The sequence below is a fragment of the Planctomonas deserti genome, from assembly GCF_003067705.1.
GTDB lineage: Bacteria > Actinomycetota > Actinomycetes > Actinomycetales > Microbacteriaceae > Planctomonas > Planctomonas deserti.
Window position 1 is genome coordinate 339,258 of sequence record NZ_QANL01000004.1, and the last position, 15,657, is coordinate 354,914.

At 69.4% G+C, this 15,657-nt stretch carries 15 protein-coding genes; 5 read left to right on the forward strand and 10 right to left on the reverse strand.

Annotated elements, in window-relative coordinates:
• The first annotated feature begins 39 nt into the window (after window positions 1-39).
• From qcrA to DAI20_RS15050, 3 genes are read left to right on the forward strand one after another with little or no spacing between them, the layout of a single operon-like run.
• Entirely contained in the window at window positions 40-1,152 is a 1,113-nt protein-coding gene (gene qcrA / locus DAI20_RS15040; RefSeq protein ID WP_108252268.1) for a cytochrome bc1 complex Rieske iron-sulfur subunit, read from the forward strand.
• On the forward strand, window positions 1,136-2,803 hold the full coding sequence (gene qcrB, locus DAI20_RS15045) for a cytochrome bc1 complex cytochrome b subunit (RefSeq protein WP_108252270.1): 1,668 nt from the start codon (window positions 1,136-1,138) through the stop codon (window positions 2,801-2,803). The genes qcrA and qcrB overlap by 17 nt, the downstream gene beginning before the upstream one ends.
• A gap of 50 nt (window positions 2,804-2,853) precedes the next feature.
• Complete coding sequence (locus DAI20_RS15050) at window positions 2,854-3,672, forward strand: methyltransferase domain-containing protein (RefSeq protein WP_108252272.1); 819 nt, start codon at window positions 2,854-2,856, stop codon at window positions 3,670-3,672.
• Window positions 3,673-3,993: 321 nt separating this feature from the next.
• On the opposite strand, the gene DAI20_RS15055 is transcribed toward DAI20_RS15050, so the two are convergent.
• From DAI20_RS15055 to DAI20_RS15080, 6 genes are all read right to left on the reverse strand, one after another.
• Window positions 3,994-4,425, reverse strand: a complete 432-nt coding sequence (locus DAI20_RS15055; protein WP_240606101.1) for a GNAT family N-acetyltransferase — start codon at window positions 4,423-4,425, stop codon at window positions 3,994-3,996.
• Between the two features lie 21 nt (window positions 4,426-4,446).
• On the reverse strand, window positions 4,447-4,866 hold the full coding sequence (locus DAI20_RS15060; RefSeq protein WP_108252274.1) for a cytochrome c oxidase subunit 4: 420 nt from the start codon (window positions 4,864-4,866) through the stop codon (window positions 4,447-4,449).
• A gap of 1 nt (window position 4,867) precedes the next feature.
• A complete protein-coding gene (ctaD, locus tag DAI20_RS15065; RefSeq protein ID WP_108252276.1) occupies window positions 4,868-6,610 on the reverse strand; it encodes an aa3-type cytochrome oxidase subunit I in 1,743 nt (580 codons plus the stop codon).
• Between the two features lie 15 nt (window positions 6,611-6,625).
• Window positions 6,626-7,570, reverse strand: coding sequence for an aa3-type cytochrome oxidase subunit II (gene ctaC / locus DAI20_RS15070; RefSeq protein WP_205781462.1), 945 nt, complete (start codon window positions 7,568-7,570; stop codon window positions 6,626-6,628).
• A gap of 99 nt (window positions 7,571-7,669) precedes the next feature.
• Entirely contained in the window at window positions 7,670-8,032 is a 363-nt protein-coding gene (gene erpA / locus DAI20_RS15075; RefSeq protein ID WP_108252280.1) for an iron-sulfur cluster insertion protein ErpA, read from the reverse strand.
• 189 nt (window positions 8,033-8,221) lie between these two features.
• Complete coding sequence (locus DAI20_RS15080; RefSeq protein WP_108252282.1) at window positions 8,222-9,655, reverse strand: dipeptidase; 1,434 nt, start codon at window positions 9,653-9,655, stop codon at window positions 8,222-8,224.
• 41 nt (window positions 9,656-9,696) lie between these two features.
• Between DAI20_RS15080 and DAI20_RS15085 the strand changes: the two genes are divergently transcribed.
• Window positions 9,697-10,275 carry a DUF3043 domain-containing protein gene (locus DAI20_RS15085; RefSeq protein ID WP_108252284.1) on the forward strand — a complete coding sequence of 193 codons (579 nt, stop codon included), beginning with the start codon at window positions 9,697-9,699 and terminating at the stop codon, window positions 10,273-10,275.
• Window positions 10,276-10,290: 15 nt separating this feature from the next.
• Here DAI20_RS15085 and DAI20_RS15090 read toward each other — a convergent pair whose 3' ends face one another.
• The 3 genes from DAI20_RS15090 to hisD form a co-directional block, all read right to left on the reverse strand.
• Complete coding sequence (locus tag DAI20_RS15090; protein WP_108252286.1) at window positions 10,291-11,322, reverse strand: quinone-dependent dihydroorotate dehydrogenase; 1,032 nt, start codon at window positions 11,320-11,322, stop codon at window positions 10,291-10,293.
• A gap of 34 nt (window positions 11,323-11,356) precedes the next feature.
• The gene (gene nrdR / locus DAI20_RS15095; RefSeq protein WP_108252288.1) at window positions 11,357-11,827 is read right to left on the reverse strand and encodes a transcriptional regulator NrdR; all 471 of its coding nucleotides are present in this window, start codon (window positions 11,825-11,827) and stop codon (window positions 11,357-11,359) included.
• 77 nt (window positions 11,828-11,904) lie between these two features.
• A complete protein-coding gene (gene hisD / locus DAI20_RS15100) occupies window positions 11,905-13,215 on the reverse strand; it encodes a histidinol dehydrogenase (RefSeq protein ID WP_108252290.1) in 1,311 nt (436 codons plus the stop codon).
• A gap of 286 nt (window positions 13,216-13,501) precedes the next feature.
• On the opposite strand from hisD, the gene DAI20_RS15105 reads away from it, so the two are divergent.
• The gene (locus tag DAI20_RS15105) at window positions 13,502-13,999 is read left to right on the forward strand and encodes a flavin reductase family protein (protein WP_168927700.1); all 498 of its coding nucleotides are present in this window, start codon (window positions 13,502-13,504) and stop codon (window positions 13,997-13,999) included.
• Between the two features lie 216 nt (window positions 14,000-14,215).
• Here the strand turns inward: DAI20_RS15105 and DAI20_RS15110 are convergent, their stop codons facing one another.
• Window positions 14,216-15,595 carry an HNH endonuclease signature motif containing protein gene (locus DAI20_RS15110; protein WP_159085080.1) on the reverse strand — a complete coding sequence of 460 codons (1,380 nt, stop codon included), beginning with the start codon at window positions 15,593-15,595 and terminating at the stop codon, window positions 14,216-14,218.
• Window positions 15,596-15,657 lie beyond the last annotated feature (62 nt).

Sequence of the window (15,657 nt, forward strand, 5' to 3'; positions counted from 1 at the left end):
ATGCTTCTGCACAACCAAGACAGGCAGGAATAGGAACACATGGCAGACGACCACGGCGCACGCGACGTCGTTTCGGCCGGGCAGTCGGCGCGATCCGTCGCCGTCCCGGTGAGCGCGTCCCAGGAGACCTCGGTGTCCCCCGGTCTCGGCGTTATCGCCCCCGACCGGTTCGAGAACCCGGGCATCCCGCCGCACCAGCCGCGCGTGACCGACCTCGATCCCAAGAAGGAGAAGCGGGCCGAACGAACGGTCTACACCCTCTTCTACCTGTCGCTCGCGGGCAGCGTCTTCGCCATCGCCGCGTACTTCGGGTTCCCCATCGAGGAGAACAACATCGCCTCGACCCGCATGAACAACCTCATGATCGGGATCGGCATCTCCCTCGCCCTCCTGGCCATCGGCATCGCCGCCGTCCACTGGGGCAAGGCCCTCATGCCGGAGGAGGAGATGATCGATCACCGCCACCCGGTGATCGGAAGCCCCGCCACTCGCGCCCGCGCCGTCGAGATCTTCGACCAGGCGAACAAGGAGTCCGGCCTCGGTCGTCGCTCCCTCCTGCGCAACAGCCTCATCGGCGCCCTCGTCGCCTTCCCGCTGCCGGCCATCGTGCTGTTCCGCGACCTGTACCCGGGCAACCAGGAGGACCCGGTCAGCGCGCTCTCCCACACCATGTGGAAAGAGGGCGTTCGCCTCACCCGTGACCCCTCCGGCACGCCGATCCGCGCCAGCGAGGTCACCCTGGGCTCCGCGTTCCACGTCATCCCCGAGGGGCTCGACGAGTCCGAGCACTACCTCGAGGAGAAGGCCAAGGCCGCCGTCCTGCTCATGCGTCTCCGTCCCGACGAGCTCAACGAGATCGAGGAACGCAAGTCCTGGTCCTACGACGGCATCGTCGCGTACTCCAAGATCTGCACGCACGTCGGCTGCCCGGTGGCGCTGTACGAGCAGATCACGCACCACCTGCTCTGCCCCTGCCACCAGTCCCAGTTCGACGTGACCAATCACTGCGAGGTCATCTTCGGGCCCGCCGCGCGGCCCCTGCCGCAACTGCCTATCGCCGTGGACGACGAAGGCTACCTCATCGCGCAAAGCGACTTCACCGAGCCGGTTGGACCGAGTTTCTGGGAGCGAGCAAGTGTCAACGACAACTGAACCGAAGCGGACGAGGACGAGCAGCTACACCGCTGCCGCCGCGAACTACATCGACGAGCGGACCACGATCTCCGCGGTCGTCAAGGAGTTCGGCCGCAAGATCTTCCCCGACCACTGGTCCTTCATGCTCGGCGAGGTGGCGCTCTACAGCTTCGTCGTCATCCTGCTGACCGGCACGTTCCTCACGTTCTTCTACGACCCGTCCATGGCGGAGACGCACTACGAGGGCTCATACGTTCCGCTCAAGGGCGTCGAGATGTCCGTGGCCATGGCCTCGACGCTCGACATCTCGTTCGACATCCGCGGTGGCCTCCTGATCCGTCAGATCCACCACTGGGGCGCGCTGCTCTTCATCGCCGCGACCGGCCTGCACATGCTGCGCGTGTTCTTCACCGGCACGTTCCGCAAGCCGCGCGAGCTCAACTGGGTCATCGGCTTCGGCCTCTTCATCCTCGCCATGGGTGAGGGCTTCACCGGCTACTCGCTCCCCGACGACCTGCTCTCCGGCAACGGCCTGCGGATCATCGAGGGCCTCGTGATGGGCATCCCCGTCATCGGCACCTGGATCTCGTTCCTGCTCTTCGGCGGCGAGTTCCCCGGCACCGCCATCGTCGGCCGCCTGTACACGCTGCACATCCTGCTGCTGCCCGCGGTGCTCGTCGCCCTGCTGGCCCTGCACCTCGTGTTCGTGGTCGTGCACAAGCACACCCAGTTCGCCGGCCCCGGCCGCACGAACGAGAACGTGCTCGGCGTGCCGATCCTCCCCACCTTCGCGGCGAAGGCCGGCGGCTTCTTTTTCATCGTGTTCGGCGTGATCGTGGTCATGGCCACCTTCTTCGCCATCAACCCGATCTGGAACTACGGGCCGTACGACCCCTCCCCGGTGTCCGCCGGAACCCAGCCCGACTGGTACATCGGCTTCGCCGACGGCGCCCTGCGTCTGATCCCGCCGGGACTCGAGATCGAGTTCCTGAACCGCACGTGGTCGTTCAACATCCTGATCCCGATGGTGGCGCTCGGCGCGATCATCGTGCTCCCGATGATCTACCCGTTCCTCGAGCACTGGATCACCCGCGACAACCGCGAGCACCACATCGCCGACCGTCCCCGCAACGCCCCCACCCGCACGGGTATCGGCGCCGCCGGTGTCACGTTCTACGGCGTGCTGTGGGCGGCCGCGAGCTCCGACCTGATCGCCACGCACTTCGACCTGGCGATGGAGCACGTGATCCACTTCCTCCAGGCCGCGGCGATCCTCGGTCCGGTCGTGGCGTACCTGATCACGAAGCGTGTGTGCCTCGCCCTCATGAAGAAGGACCGGGAGATCGCGCTGCACGGCATCGAGTCCGGCCGCATCGTGAAGCTGCCCGGCGGTGAGTTCATCGAGGTGCACGAGCAGCTCGACGACTACGACCGCTGGAAGCTGGTCAGCTACAACGACTACGCGCCGCTCATGATCCGCCCGAACAGCCGCGGCAAGATCACCGCCGCGACCCGCGTGCGGGCAGGGCTCTCCCGCTGGTTCTTCGAGGACCGCATCGCGCCCGTCACCCGCAGGGACGTGGAGCTCTCGCACGGCGAGCACCACGCGGCCGCGGCGATCGAGGGCGAGCACCAGTCCGCCATCGGCGCCGACCGCAACCGGCACTAAGCACAATCAGCGCTGACGCACTGCCATCGGGCAGCGGTAGCCGGCGACACGTGACCACGGTCACGCTGTCCGCCTGGCTCCGCTGCCCGATCTGCTTTCTCCCCCTCGAACCGCGACCGCCGCTCGCGCTCGTCTGCGCGTCCGGGCACAGTCACGACGTCAACCGCCGCGGCTACGTGACTCTGCTCAGCCCGAGGACCCGCGTCGTCGGCGACGACGCGGCCATGCTCGACGCCCGCGACGCGTTCCTCTCCGCGGGCCACTACCGCCCGATCGCCGACGCGGCCGCCGAGCTGCTGCCAGGCGGGAGAGCGCAGCGGATCCTCGACGCCGGCTGCGGCACGGGCTACTACCTGCGGCGCGTGCTGGAGGACCGCCCGGACGCCACGGCGCTGGCCCTCGACCTCTCCCCCGCGGCCGTGTCACGCGCCGTACGGGGCGACGACCGCATCGACGGACTCGTGGCCGACGTGTGGGCTCCGCTGCCGGTGCGGGACGGCGCCGCGACGGCCATCCTCAACGTCTTCGCCCCACGCAACCCCGAGGAGTTCTGGCGCGTGCTCGAGCCGGGCGGATCGCTGGTCGTCGTCGTGCCGGACGGCGACCACCTGCGCGAGCTGCGTGAGCGCGGCCTGGTGCTCGGCGTGCAGGAGGAGAAGCGGGAGCGGCTCCTCGAAGCGCTGTCGTCCCGGTTCGAGCTCGACCGCGAGATCCCGGTGCGCACGACCCTGTCCCTCGCGCCGGAGTCGGTGTCGTCCCTCATCGGCATGGGACCCTCGGCCCACCACCGGCACGGGAACGACCCGGTGGAGCAGCAGACCCCCGTCACCGCCTCTGTGACGGCCCTGCGGTTCCTCCGCCGCGACTGACGCCCACGGACTAGCCCCACCCCGCCGACGCCCCGGCTGCGCCCACAGGGCCGCACCCCCGAGCGACGGCAGTCACCCCACGCACCCACACGGTCCCTGAGCGTGTGGAAGGGACGGACCGTCCTGTCGGGATCATCCGTTCGAGGCGGGAGCCACCGCGCAGCAAGCACGTGCCCGTCACGTCGCTTCGACAAGCTCAGCGACCGTATATGCGGACACGCCCCGAGCAATCCGCAGAACGCCCCCACACGGTCCCTGAGCTTGTCGAAGGGACGCTACGGGCGCGGCCAAATCGGGAGCACACGACCGGCGCCATAGCGCCTAGCCCGCGGGCTGGCGGCGGAAGAGCTTCTTGTAGAACTCGGCCGTGCGCTCGTAGCCCAGGCGGCTGTAGAAGCCCCCTGCGCGGCGCGTCGACATGGTGAGCTGGCCCACGCCGCGGTCGATGCACACGCGCTCACAGGCGCGCACGAGGTCAGAGCCGAGACCGGCGCCGCGGGCGGACGGGTCGACGACGAGCTCCTCCAGGTGGGCGGACAGACCACCCGCGTAGAGCAGGCGCGACACGGTCAGGTAGGCGTAGCCCACCACGACCCCCGCCTCGTCCTCGGCGACGAGAAGGACGTCCCGTCCTTCCCCCCTGCTGCGCAGGATGTGGAAGAACGAGACGTCGAAGTCGTCCCGGTGGGCGGGCGCGTTGATCATGTCCAGCTGCTGACACAGCCGGAACACGGCGGAGTTGTCCGCCGCCACCGCAGCCCGGATCACGTCGACCTAGCGGGCGAAGTAGCCGCGGTAGTACTCGTACGTCCAGCCCACGAGGGCGATGACCGTGATGAACACACCGAGGATCGCGAGCCAGAAACCGGCGGCGAGGCCGAGGAACACCGAGCCGCAGCCAAGGGCCAGCGTCAGCGGCCACCAGCTCCACGGGCTGAAGAAGCCCAGCTCGGGGTCGCCGTCGTCGATGTTCGCGTCGCTGCGGTCCTCGGGCAGCATCTCGGGCTGGGCGCCGATGACGCGGCTCAGGTAGAACGCGATGAACGCCGCCAGAGCTGTCGAGAGGGAGAGCGCGACGGTGCCCGTCCACTCGATGCTCGTGCCGCTGTTGATGTACGTCCAGACGCCGTACACGACCGCTGCGAGGGCGAAGAAGCCCGTGAGGACCCAGAAGAGGATCGCGTTGATCTTCACGCTACTTCACCTTTCCAGAGGCCTGGTCGTAGGTCGGGGTGTCCGGCGCGTCCTTCGCCGGACCGACGCCGACGGGGATGCCGGCCTCGGGGTGGTTGAGGTCGAACGCGGGGGCCTCGGAGCGGATGCGCGGGATCGAGGTGAAGTTGTGGCGGGGCGGCGGGCAGGACGTGGCCCACTCGAGCGAGCGGCCGTAGCCCCAGGGGTCGTTCACCGTCACCTTGGGCGCCTTGCGGGCGGTGATCCACACGTTCAGGAAGAACGGCAGCATCGAGGCGGCTAGGATGCCCGCGCCGATCGAGGACAGCTGGTTCATCCAGATGAAGTTGTCCTCGGGCTGGTACGTCGCGTACCGACGCGGCATGCCCATGGCACCGAGCCAGTGCTGGATGAGGAACGTGGTGTGGAAGCCGATGAACAGCAGCCAGAAGTGGATCTTGCCGAGCGACTCGTTCAGCATCTTGCCGGTCCACTTGGGCCACCAGAAGTAGAAGCCCGAGAACATGGCGAACACGACGGTGCCGAACACGACGTAGTGGAAGTGCGCCACGACGAAGTAGGTGTCGGAGACGTGGAAGTCGAGCGGCGGGGAGGCGAGGATGACGCCGGTGAGGCCACCGAACGTGAAGGTCACCAGGAAGCCGATCGCCCACAGGAGCGGGGTCTCGAAGGTGACCGAGCCGCGCCACATCGTGCCCACCCAGTTAAAGATCTTCACGCCGGTCGGGACCGCGATGAGCATCGTCATGAGGGCGAAGAACGGCAGGAGCACCGAGCCGGTCACGTACATGTGGTGCGCCCACACGGTGACGGACAGCGCCGCGATGGCGATCGTCGCATAGACGAGGGTCTTGTACCCGAAGATCGGCTTGCGGCTGAAGACCGGGAAGACCTCGGAGACGATGCCGAAGAACGGCAGCGCGATGATGTACACCTCGGGGTGGCCGAAGAACCAGAACAGGTGCTGCCACAGGATCGGACCGCCGTTGGCGGGGTCGTAGATGTGCGCGTCGAACACGCGGTCGAGGCCGAGGCCGAACATGGCCGCGGCGAGCACCGGGAAGGCCAGGATCACGAGGATCGACGTCACCAGGATGTTCCAGGTGAAGATCGGCATGCGGAACATCGTCATGCCGGGGGCGCGCATCGTAATGATCGTGGTGATGAAGTTCACGCCACCGAGGATCGTGCCGAAGCCGCTGAGGGCGAGGCCGAAGACCCAGAGGTTGCCGCCGATGCCCGGGGTGAAGGTCGTGCTCGACAGCGGCGTGTAGGCGAACCAGCCGAAGGACGCGGCGCCCTGCGGAGTGAGGAAGCCGGCCACGGCGATGGCCGAGCCGATGCTGTAGAACCAGTAGGCCAGCGCGTTGAGCCGCGGGAACGCGACGTCGGGGGCGCCGATCTGCAGCGGCATCAGGACGTTCGCGAAGCCGGCGAAGAGCGGCGTCGCGAACATGAGCAGCATGATCGTGCCGTGCATGGTGAAGAGCTGGTTGTACTGCTCGAAGGTCTGCACGACCTCCAGGCCCGGCTGGAAGAGCTGGGCGCGGATGATCAGCGCCATGACGCCGCCGATGCAGAAGTAGACGAACGACGAGATCAGGTACATGTACCCGATGACCTTGTGATCGGTCGAGGTCGCCCAGCGGACGAGCACGTTGCCCTTGCGCTCGACCCTGGATTCGCGGAGCACCGATGCCTGGCCGGCGGGCAGCTCCGTGGGGCGGCTGAGAGTGGATGTCATGCGGTTCTCGTGTTCCTACTCTTCGTTGTTCTCTTCGCCGGGGGTGTTCTCTTCGCCGTGCTCGAGCATCTCGGGCGCACCGGTGCCCGGGAGCGTGCTGTTGGCGTTGTACTCGTCGCCGAGACGGCCTTCGAAGCCCGCGTCCTTGAGCTGACGCACCTGCGAGTTGTACTCGTCGAGCGAGACGACCTTCACCTGGAAGAGCATGAGCGAGTGGTACTCGCCGCACAGCTCGGCGCACTTGCCGATGAAGGTGCCCTCCTCCTGCGGGATGAAGGTGAAGTAATTCGTGTCGACGCCGGGGATCATGTCCTTCTTGTAGAGGAAGTCCACGACCCAGAACGAGTGGATCACGTCACGGGCCTTGAGGTGGATCTCCACCTTGGTGTCGACCGGCAGGTACAGGGTCGGGAGCAGCTCCTCGTTCACCGAGCCCTGCGGGCCGCGGGCCGCGTCGACGGCCTGGACACCGGCGGTGTAGGCGTCGCCCTCGACGACCTGCCCGTCCTCGGTCTGACCGCCGAGGTAGTTGAAGTCCCAGGCCCAGCGCTTGCCGTAGGCCTCGATCTTGACCTCGGGCTCGTCGAAGCGGGCCTCGAGCACGTTCTGCGTGCGAGCGGTGAAGGCGAAGAAGCCGAGCACCAGGATCAGCGGAACGACCGTGTAGAAGATCTCGATCGGCAGGTTGTAGCGCAGCTGGATCGGCAGGCCGGTCTGGCCCTTGCGGCGGCGGTACATGACCGCGGCCCAGATGATGAGGATCCAGGTGACGAGCCCCACGACGAGGAGGATGACCCACGACGTGAACCAGAGCGCCATGATGTCGCCCGTCTCGTTCGTGGTGTCAGCGTTGCCCGGGAGCCATCCCTGTAGCTGCGCCTGCGTGCACCCCGCGAGGACAACGACGAGAGTCGCTGCCATCGGGATTGCTGCCCAACGGATACGGCGTTTTGAGCGCACCTAATGACCCTTCGGAAGTTCCAGTGTGACTCCGCCAGTCTAATGCGAAAGGGAGCCGCCCCATGGACGACTCCCTCTCGGTAACAACGAATACGCAGGTCAGTGGAAGGAATCTCCACAGGCGCAGGAGCCGGCCGCGTTGGGGTTGTCGATGGTGAATCCCTGCTTCTGAATCGTGTCCTCGAAGTCGATGGTCGCGCCGTCGAGGTAGGGCACGCTCATCTTGTCCACGACGACCTCGACGCCCTCGAAGTCGACCGCGGCGTCGCCGTCGAGGAGGCGCTCGTCGAAGTACAGCTGGTAGATCAGACCGGAGCAGCCGCCCGGCTGCACGGCGATGCGGAGGCGCAGGTCGTCGCGGCCCTCCTGGTCGAGCAGGCCCTTGACCTTGGTGGCCGCCGCGTCGGTGAGGCCGACGCCGTGAGCGCGGGTCTCGGGCGTGGTGATCGTGGTGTCAGTCATGACGGGACTCCTGTTCGAGGTCTCGGCGCCCGGGGGTGCCGTGAGAAAACTGTGCACAGTCTACGTCGGCAACCCCGGAACGGCCCCGGGTATTCCCTGACGTGGGATGCGGCGAGTCGGGATGGCGCGGACGGGATCCGAGGGAGCGGGATCCGAGCCTGCGGGATCCGAGCCGGCGCGATGCGAGCGCTAGCCGCGGCCGTCGAGTCGCTGCAGGAACAGGGCCTCGGTGAGGATGGACCGCTTGAGCACGCCGAGGTGCTGCGACTCGTTCGGGCTGTGCGCGCGGGTGTCCGGGTCCTCGACGCCGGTCACCAGGATCTGCGCGGCCGGGAAGACGCGCACCAGGTCGGCGATGAACGGGATGGAGCCGCCGATGCCGGTCTCGACCGCGTCCCGGCCCCACCCGTCGCGCATGGCAGCCTTGAGCTCGTCGATGGCCCAGCCGCTCGTGTCGACGAGGAACGGGTTGCCGAGGTCGACGTCCCAGATGCGGGTCTCCGCGCCGAAGGGGCGGTGCGCGTCGACATGCGCCTGGAGCGCCGCGAAGGCGTCGGCCGCGGTCTGGCCGGGCGCGATCCGCGCGCTCACCTTGACGGTCACCTCGGGCACGAGGGTGTTCGAGGCGTTCTCGACCGTGGGGGCGTCGATGCCGGTGATGGTGATGGCCGGCTGGGCCCACAGTCGGGAGAGCACGGGTCCGCGGCCGAGCGGCAGCACCCCGGCGACGAAGCCCGCGTCGCGGCGGAGGTCGTCCTCGGAGAACTCCGGCACGTCGAGGCCGGCGGACTCGAGCCCGTCGACCGCAACGGCCCCGTCGGCGTCCCAGAAGGAGTCGAGGAGGCGGATCGCGGCGAGCATGGCGTCGGGGGCCGCTCCCCCGTACATGCCGGAGTGCGAGGCGTGCTCGAGCGTGCGGACGGTGAGCCGGAACGCGACGTTGCCGCGGAGCGCCACGGTGACGGCCGGGGTGTCCACGTCCCAGTTGTCGGAGTCCGCCACGATGATGACGTCGGCCGACAGAGCCTCGCGGTTGTCCTCGAGGAAGGCGGCGAAGGACTTCGAGCCGTACTCCTCCTCGCCCTCGATGAACACGGCGAGGCCGAGGTCGAAGTCGCCGCCGGTGGCCTCGGCGAGCGCGCGGACGGCCGCGACGTGCGTCATGACCCCGGCCTTGTCGTCCGAGGCGCCGCGACCGTAGAGGCGGTCGCCCCGCACGGTGGGCTCGTAGGGCGGCGAGTCCCAGCCCGCGTCGTCCCCGGGAGGCTGCACGTCGTGGTGCGCGTACAGCAGCACGGTGGGCTTTCCGTTCCTGGCCGCACGGCTGGCGAGCACCGCCGGGTGGCCGAGCTCGTCGGTGCCGGCCATGGCGGAGCGGCGGATGTCGACCGAGTCGAATACGCCGGTGGAGCGGAACAGCTCGGCGACGGCCTCCGCGCTCGCGGCGACGTGCGCCGGGTCGAAGGCGCCCCAGGACACGGAGGGGATGCGCACCAGCCGGGAGAGATCCGACACGGCCGCGGGGATGCCCGCGAGCACGGCCTCCTCCACCGTCGGTCGTGCGGCCACGGCCTGCCCGGCCGCAGCCGTCGGGTCCTTCGGTGGGGTTTCGCCAAGACTCATGACGGTAATCTTAAGGCGAACCCTTTCGAAGGACCGTTGACGTGGCCAAGCCTGAAGTACCGACCCCCAAGCCCGAGACCGCAGAAGAGACCGAGCGGCGACTGGGCAAGGGTCGGCCGACCCCCACCCGCAAGGAGCGCGAGGCCGCGAACAAGCGACCCCTCGTGCCGAACGATCGCAAGGAAGCGGTCCGGGTGCAGAAGGAGAAGGCCCGCGAGGCCCGGCTGAAGGCGCAGGCCGGCATGGCCGCGGGCGACGAGCGCTACCTGCCGATGCGCGACCGCGGCCCGCAGAAGCGCTACATCCGCAACGCGATCGACGCGCGGTTCAGCATGGGCGAGATGCTCATGCCGGTGATGATCATCGTGATCCTCGGCACGTTCGCGCTGCCCCCGGTGCTCGCGACCTACATCTTCCTCGTGATCTACGTGTTCTTCTTCGCCGCGATCATCGACGCCTTCATCTTCGGGCGGATCCTGCAGAAGCGCATCGCCGAGCGCGTCGGCGCCTCGAACGTGGAGCGCGGCATCAAGTGGTACGCCGCCATGCGCGCCTTCCAGTTCCGCCGCATGCGCCTGCCGAAGCCGCAGGTCAAGCGCGGCGAGAAGGTCAGCTTCTAGGGGACGGCGCTCCCGTCAGCCGCGGTGCCGCTTGGCGAGCCCGCGGTTGATCTGCCGCGCCCAGAACGGGCCGCGGTAGAGGAACGCCGTGTAACCCTGCACGAGGGTCGCGCCGTTCTCCAGGCGCTCGGCGACGTCCGCCGCGGTGTCGACGCCGCCGACGGAGATGATGCACATCTCCTCGGGCACGAGGGTCCGCAGCAGCCGGAGGACCTCGAGCGAGCGGCGGCGCAGGGGCGCGCCGGAGAGCCCGCCCGCGCCCGCGGCCTCGATGACGGCGGGGTCGGTGGCAAGCCCGGACCGGTCGATGGTCGTGTTCGTCGCGATGATGCCGGCGAGCCGCAGGTCGACGGCGAGCTCGGCGATGCGCGCGATCTCCTCGTCGGACAGGTCGGGCGCGATCTTCACGAGCAGCGGGGTGGACCCGCTCTCCTCCTGCACGGCCGCGAGGAGAGGGGCGAGACGATCGAGCTCCTGCAGCCCCCGCAGCCCGGGCGTGTTCGGGGAGCTCACGTTCACCACGAGGTAGTCGGCGACGGGCGCGAGCGCGCGGGCGCTGACCCGGTAGTCCTCGACCGCGTTCTCCACGTCGACGACGCGGCTCTTACCGATGTTGACGCCGAGCACGGGCCGGCGGGTCCGCCGGGCGAGGGGCGCCAGGCGCTCGGCGGCGGCCGCCGCTCCCCCGTTGTTGAAGCCCATGCGGTTGATGACCGCGCGGTCGGGTATCAGGCGGAACAGGCGGGGTCGCTCGTTGCCCGGCTGAGCGACCGCGGTCAGGGTGCCGACCTCGACGTGGCCGAAGCCCAGCTGCCCGAGCCCCAGAACGGCCTTGCCGTCCTTGTCGAACCCCGCGGCCACCCCGAACGGCGAGTCGAACTCGAGCCCGAGCGCGCGGGTGCGCAGGGACGGAGCGGGCCGGGTCAGCACCCGCACCGCGCGGCCGACGCCGAGCGTCGGGAGCCGCCGGATCACCTCGAAGGCCAGGTGGTGGGCATCCTCCGGGTCCATGCGGGACAGGACATGGGTGAAGAGGAGCCGGTACATGCGTCCTTCGGAAGTCGGAGTGGAAGAGAGAGGATCAGTCGGCCGAGCGGGCCGGCTCGGCGTGCTCCACGCGGAGCTGCGCGATGGCCGCCTCGAAGTCGCTGAGGGAGTTGAAGCCCTGGTAGACGCTGGCAAAGCGAAGGTAGGCGACCTCGTCGAGGTCGCGCAGCGGTGGGAGGATGGCGAGCCCGATGTCATTGGCGTCGATCTGCGACGCACCGGTGGCGCGCACCGCCTCCTCGACGCGCTGCGCGAGCACGGCGAGGTCGGTGTCGGTCACGGGCCGCCCCTGGCACGCCTTGCGCACGCCGGAGACGATCTTCTCCCTGCTGAACGGCTCGACGACGCCGCTGCGCTTGATCACGTTGAGGCTGGCCGTCTCGGTCGTGCTGAAGCGCCTGCCGCACTCGGGGCACTGCCGACGGCGGCGGATGGACAGCCCGTCGTCGCTCGTGCGGGAGTCGACGACGCGGGAATCCGGGTGGCGGCAGAAGGGGCAGTACATGGTGGCTCCAGGATAGGCGACGGCGCTGCACGCGGGCCGCCGAGCACGGCCGCGACCAGCGCGGGTCAGAGCGCGGGTCAGGCGGAGCGGAAGCGCTCGGTGATGGCCTCGCCGTGCGCGGGCAGGTCCTCCGCATTCGCCACGGCGACGATGCGGTCGGCCACCTCGGCGAGCGCCGACTCCGTGTACCGGATGACCTGCTGCGGGCGCAGGAAGGTGTGCGCCCCGAGCCCGGAGGAGAAGCGCGACTGGCCGCCGGTGGGAAGCACGTGGTTCGAACCGGCCAGGTAGTCGCCGAGGCTCACCGGGGAGTGCCCGCCGAGGAACACGGCGCCGGCGTTGTCGATGCTCGCGAGCACCGCATCCGGGTCGGTGGTCTGGATGGAGAGGTGCTCCGGTCCGTAGGCGTTGCTGACCGCCGCGGCGGTGCTGAGGTCGTCGACGAGAACGATGCCCGACTGGGCACCGGCCAGCGACACGGCGATGCGGTCGGCGTGCGAGGTGATGCCCGCCATGCGCTCGACCTCGGCGGCAACCATCTCGGCCAGCGACTCGGAGTCGGTGACGAGCACGGCGGCGGCGAGTTCGTCGTGCTCGGCCTGGCTCACCAGGTCGGCCGCGACGTAGGCGGGGATGGCGGAGTCGTCCGCAATAACCAGGATCTCGGTGGGGCCGGCCTCGGAGTCGATGCCGACCTGCCCGCGGACGAGCCGCTTGGCCGCGGCGACGAAGACGTTGCCGGGGCCGGTGATGACCTGCACGGGCTCGAGCCCGATCGACGGCACGCCGTAGGCGAGCGCGCCGACCGCGCCGGCGCCGCCCATGGCGTAGACCTCGTCGACGCCGAGAAGACCCGCGGCCGCGAGGATCGTCGGGTGCACTCCCCCGCCGAACTCGCGCTGCGGCGGCGAGACAAGGGCGACGGAGGCGACGCCCGCGACCTGCGCGGGGACGACGCTCATCACGACGCTCGAGGGGTAGACGGCCTTGCCGCCGGGCACGTAGAGGCCGGCGCGCGCCACCGGCAGCCAGCGCTGATCGACCTGGGCGCCGTCCCCGATGCGGGTGCTGCGCGGCTGCGGCAGTTGGGCCGCGCTCGCGGAGCGCACGCGGGCGATCATCTCGTCCAGGGCATCCCGCACGGCGGGGTCGAGGGTCGCGACGGCGGCGGCGATGTCGGCGGCCGGCACGCGGAGCGCGGCGGGGCGGACGCGGTCGAACCGCTCGGCCTGCTCGAGGAGGGCGGCCTCCCCGCGGTCGCGGACCTCCTGGATCAGGGCGCCTGCCGCCTCAGCGGCGACGGCGACGTCGTAGGTGGCCCGCGGCACGATGCCTTCGAGCTCGGAGCGGGAGAGGCTCGTGCCCCGGAGATCTACGGTTCGCATCATGACGCCGAAAGTCTAACGAACTGGGGAGGAGCCACCCTCGGGGTTAGCCTGATGCCATCCACGGACCGAACACGGTGGCCGTCCTCGCACTGGTCGCCGACGAGGAAGAGGCAGATTGATGAGCACAGCAGCGGCAGGTGCGGACGTGATCGACGCAGCGCGGGAACCCGGTGAATCCGAGGTCGTTGCCGGCACGGCGCCGACGGACGAGTCCGTCGCGGCGCTCGCCGCGACCGATCCGGCCGCCGCGGTTGAGCGCGTCGCGGTCGACCCCGCCCAGGGGCCGATCGAGCCCGTCACCCCGGTCGACCTGGCGGCGTTCAAGCAGGCCTTCCGCCGCCACGCGGCCGGCGTGGCGATCATCACGGCGCTCGACGCCTCGGGCAACCCGGTGGGGTTCACCGCAACCTCGCTCGCGTCCCTCTCGGCTGTGCCGCCGCTCGCCACGTTCAACATGGCCCGCTCGGCGAGCTCCTGGCCCGCGATCGCGGAGACCGACCGCGTCGTCATCCACATGCTCGGCGTGCGGAACCGCGGCGTCGCCCAGAAGCTGAGCGGCGCCCAGGTGGAGCGCTTCGAGGGCGACCACTGGTCGCCCGGGCCCCACGGCCTCCCCGTGATCAAGGACGTGACCTCCTGGATGGTGGGACACATCGTCGAGCGCTTCCCGGTGCACAACAACGCGGTGATCGTGGTGCAGATCGAGGAGGGCGACCTCGGCGAGGACGACCGCCCGCTCCTGTACCACGAGCGCCAGTACTTCCAGCCGGGCGAGTTCGCGTAGCGCGGTTCTCCTGCGGCGTCGCGTCGCTGGCACGCGTCGAATCGCGTCCCTTCGACGAGCTCAGGGACCGTGTGGAGCGTTCCTGATGCGCGTTCGGTTGCGTCCCTTCGACAGGCTCAGGGACCGTGTGGTGGTGCCGGGCGCGCAGGAGCCGACCCCACGGTCGCTGAGCCTGTCGAAGCGACGTGACGTTCCTCGCAGACTGAGGTCGCGCTGCTAGAACGGCGGGTCGTCCGGAATCGGTGACGCACTCCCCTGCGTCTGCAGCCGCTTCCGCTTCGGCGGCTGGACGTGTGTCGCCGGTTCGGTCTCGTACTCGTGTCCGCTCGGGGAGAGCCAGCGCACCCTCCCGCCGCCGGCTGACCTCGACGACCAGGCGGTGTGGTGCTTCACCCGGTGATGCGACCGGCACAGGTGCACGAGGTTCCCGTAGTCGGTCCCTCCGCCGTACTGCCAGTCCGTCACGTGATCGACATCGGCCTGACCGGCACTCCGATTGCAGCCGGGGAAGCGGCAGGTCTCATCGCGCACCCGTAGCCAGGTCCGCAGGTCCTTCGGCACCGCGTACCGATCCCGACCGACCGAGAGCACGGCTCCCGTCTCTGGGTGAGTGAGGATGCGCGTGAAGCTCGGCGCCCTCGCCGCGATCCGTCTCGCCGTATCCGCGTCAATCGGCCCATATCCCTCGAGCGTGCCCGGCTCCGCCGAGCGGCCTAGCAGGGTGAGCACCGGGACGGTCACCAGCACCCGGGGGCGGATGCCCACCCCGACCGGTGCGCCGATGTGACGCGGCTTCTTCTCCTCCGCAACGCCGGACGCGGGTGCTGCCGTGGTGGTGCCGTCGAGGAGGAGGTCGGTGAATGCGTCGGCCATGAGCTGTGTCCGCGTCCTCTCCTCCCCCGGCTCGCCCTTCAGTTGCTCGGTGATGTCCCGCAGCCGGTTCGCAATACCCTTGACTTCGGGGGCGGGGAGGAAGGCGTTCAGCCACGCCATCCCGTCCTGTGCCGGGCAGGTCTCCACGTGCCGGTCCGCGACCGACTTCGTGTGGCGCTCCTGGATCGACTCCGGGTGCAGACGCTCGCGCAGGTCGCGGGTGGCGCGGTCAAGCTTGGGCACGGTCAGCGATTCCGCCCTGGGCAGCACCGCCTCCTCCACCGCCGCCACTCCCGCGGGCGGAAGGGTGTTCGTCTGGTCGATGAGCACCTGGGCGTGGCGGTAGCCGATCCGGCCACCGCGGAGCGCGTCACAGGTGGCGGGGAGGTCGTGGACGAGCGCGTGACTCTCGGCGACGAGGTTCTCCGCCGCCCGTTCGGAGATGCGGAGGGCGCAGGCGAGTTCCGTGACCAGGACCCGGTGTCCCGCGACCCTCGGCGACCAGCGCGGCCCGCCGGTGGTGGGGACGGAGAGGTCGGTTGCTTCCGTCCACAGCCGCGCGCGGTCGATGGCCTCCGCGCGGCAGGCTGTGGCCCAGCGGGAGAAGCCTTCGAACATTTTCACCGCGTCGATCATCGCGGCGAAGGTCTCCGCCTGAGTCCGGTCGCCCTCGGGTGGTGTGTCGGGTGGGATGGGGTCTTGTGGGAACGTCGGTGTTTCCATGCCCATATCGAACCAGGCACCACCGACATCGACTTTCCGGTGGATGTGGAGCATGTGGAGAA

What these genes read in the sequence shown, in the direction of transcription:
- qcrA (WP_108252268.1), top strand. Translation starts at nt 40, where the DNA reads ATGGCAGACGACCACGGCGCACGCGACGTCGTTTCGGCCGGGCAGTCG.
- ctaD (WP_108252276.1), bottom strand. Translation starts at nt 6,610, where the DNA reads ATGACATCCACTCTCAGCCGCCCCACGGAGCTGCCCGCCGGCCAGGCA.
- erpA (WP_108252280.1), bottom strand. Translation starts at nt 8,032, where the DNA reads ATGACTGACACCACGATCACCACGCCCGAGACCCGCGCTCACGGCGTC.
- DAI20_RS15080 (WP_108252282.1), bottom strand. Translation starts at nt 9,655, where the DNA reads ATGAGTCTTGGCGAAACCCCACCGAAGGACCCGACGGCTGCGGCCGGG.
- DAI20_RS15090 (WP_108252286.1), bottom strand. Translation starts at nt 11,322, where the DNA reads ATGTACCGGCTCCTCTTCACCCATGTCCTGTCCCGCATGGACCCGGAG.
- nrdR (WP_108252288.1), bottom strand. Translation starts at nt 11,827, where the DNA reads ATGTACTGCCCCTTCTGCCGCCACCCGGATTCCCGCGTCGTCGACTCC.
- hisD (WP_108252290.1), bottom strand. Translation starts at nt 13,215, where the DNA reads ATGATGCGAACCGTAGATCTCCGGGGCACGAGCCTCTCCCGCTCCGAG.
- DAI20_RS15110 (WP_159085080.1), bottom strand. Translation starts at nt 15,595, where the DNA reads ATGGAAACACCGACGTTCCCACAAGACCCCATCCCACCCGACACACCA.